We start from the raw sequence: 1,940 nt of genomic DNA, 5'->3' as shown, positions 1-1,940 counted from the left end.
GCGGCTTGCCGGCAAGCCGGTGCGGCCCGACTCGCCCCTGGCCGCCCAACGCCTGGGCATCAGCACGGTCTACCAGGAGGTGAATCTCTGCCCCAATCTCTCGGTGGCGGAGAACATCTTTGCCGGCCGTTACCCGCGTTGCGGTATCGCGCAGGGATGCCGCATCGACTGGACCGCGGTGATCCGTCGCGCGCGCGCGCTGGTGGCGCGCATGGGTCTGGACATTGACGTCACGCGCTTGCTGGCCAGCTATCCGGTCGCAGTGCAGCAGTTGGTGGCGATAGCGCGCGCCATCAGCGTTGAGTCGAAAGTGCTGATTCTCGACGAGCCCACCTCCAGCCTGGACGATGACGAAGTGCAAAAGCTCTTTGAGGTGTTGCGCCGTCTGCGCGACGACGGCCTGGCCATCGTTTTTGTGACCCACTTTCTCAACCAGGTGTATGCGGTGTCGGACCGCATCACGGTGCTGCGCAACGGCAGCTGGGTGGGTGAGTGGCCCGCCAGCGAGTTGGGCCCCCAGGCATTGATCGCCGCCATGCTGGGCCGGGAGCTGGCGGCGCAGTCCGCCAGCGCGGCGGTGTCTCCCGTGTTCGACGGCGCGGCACCGGCGCTGCTGCAAGCCGAGGGCCTGGGCCAGTGCGGCCAGTTGCAGCCGGTGGACCTGCGCGTGCGTGCCGGCGAGGTGGTGGGTCTGGCCGGGCTGCTCGGCGCGGGGCGCACAGAGCTGGCACGGCTGCTGTTTGGCCTTGAAGCGCCGGATCGCGGCGTGCTCAAGATCGATGGCCAGGCGGTGACATTTTCCAACCCCGCCGATGCCATCCGGCACGGCCTGGCGCTGTGCCCCGAGGAGCGCAAGACCGACGGCATCGTGGCCGAGCTGTCGCTGCGAGAGAACATCGCGCTCGCGCTGCAGGCGCGTATGGGCGTGCGCCGCTTTTTGTCACGGGACGAACAGACCGCATTGGCCGAACGGTTTGTCCAGGCGCTGGGTATCAAGACCGCGAGCGTGGACACGCCCATCGGCCTGCTGTCGGGCGGCAACCAGCAAAAGGCCATGATCGCGCGCTGGCTCGCGACCGAGCCGCGCCTGCTGATCCTGGACGAACCGACACGCGGGATCGACGTGGCCGCCAAGCAGGAAATCATGGAACAGATCCTGCGCCTGGCGCAGGCCGGCATGGCCGTGGTCTTCATCTCTTCCGAAATGAGCGAGGTGGTGCGCGTGGCGCACCGCATCGTGGTGCTGCGCGACCGCCGCAAAGTGGGCGAACTGCCTGCGGGCAGCAGCGAAGACGCCGTGTATGAACTGATCGCAGCCGAACATGTCTGACGCCGCCTCACCCTTCCTGACGGCGGCGCTACGGCATCGCCTCGCTTGGCCGGTGCTGACGCTGGCACTGTTGCTGGCCGTGAATACGGCATTCAACGCGAGCTTTCTGCACATCGAATGGCGCGATGGCCATCTGTACGGCAGCCTGATCGACATCCTCAACCGCGCGGCGCCGCTGGTGCTGGTGTCGCTGGGCATGACGCTGGTGATCGCCACACGCGGCATCGACATTTCTGTGGGGGCCGTGGTGGCGATCGCAGCAGCGCTGGTCGCCTGGATGATTGGCGGGTCGGTGTCGGGAAGCGTGAGCCGCTTCCCGATGCCGCTGGCGATTCTGGCGGCGCTGGGCATCGCGCTGCTGTGCGGACTGTGGAATGGACTGCTGGTGGCCAAGGTCGGCATGCAACCGATCATCGCCACGCTGATCCTCATGGTGGCCGGCCGCGGCATTGCGCAGTTGATCACCGGCGGGCAGATCATCACCATTTACTACGCGCCTTATTTCTTTCTGGGCGGCGGCTACTTGTTGAGCCTGCCCGTCTCGCTCTTTATCGTGGCGACGGTGTTTGCAGTGCTGTACCTGGTCGTGACGCGCACGGCCCTGGGGCTG

2 protein-coding genes are annotated in these 1,940 nt (G+C 66.6%); both read left to right on the top strand.

What is annotated here, in order from left to right; translation table 11 throughout:
* A partial coding sequence (locus V6M63_RS19710; RefSeq protein WP_332744647.1) for a sugar ABC transporter ATP-binding protein occupies positions 1–1,330 on the top strand: 1,330 nt, incomplete at its 5' end.
* A partial coding sequence (locus V6M63_RS19705; RefSeq protein WP_442909621.1) for an ABC transporter permease occupies positions 1,323–1,940 on the top strand: 618 nt, incomplete at its 3' end. The genes V6M63_RS19710 and V6M63_RS19705, both read left to right, overlap by 8 nt.

Origin of the sequence: Hydrogenophaga sp. (assembly GCF_036675665.1) — a bacterium.
Lineage (GTDB): Bacteria > Pseudomonadota > Gammaproteobacteria > Burkholderiales > Burkholderiaceae_C > Hydrogenophaga.
Note: the sequence above shows the minus strand (reverse complement) of the source record. Positions and strands in the feature narration are given on the sequence as shown.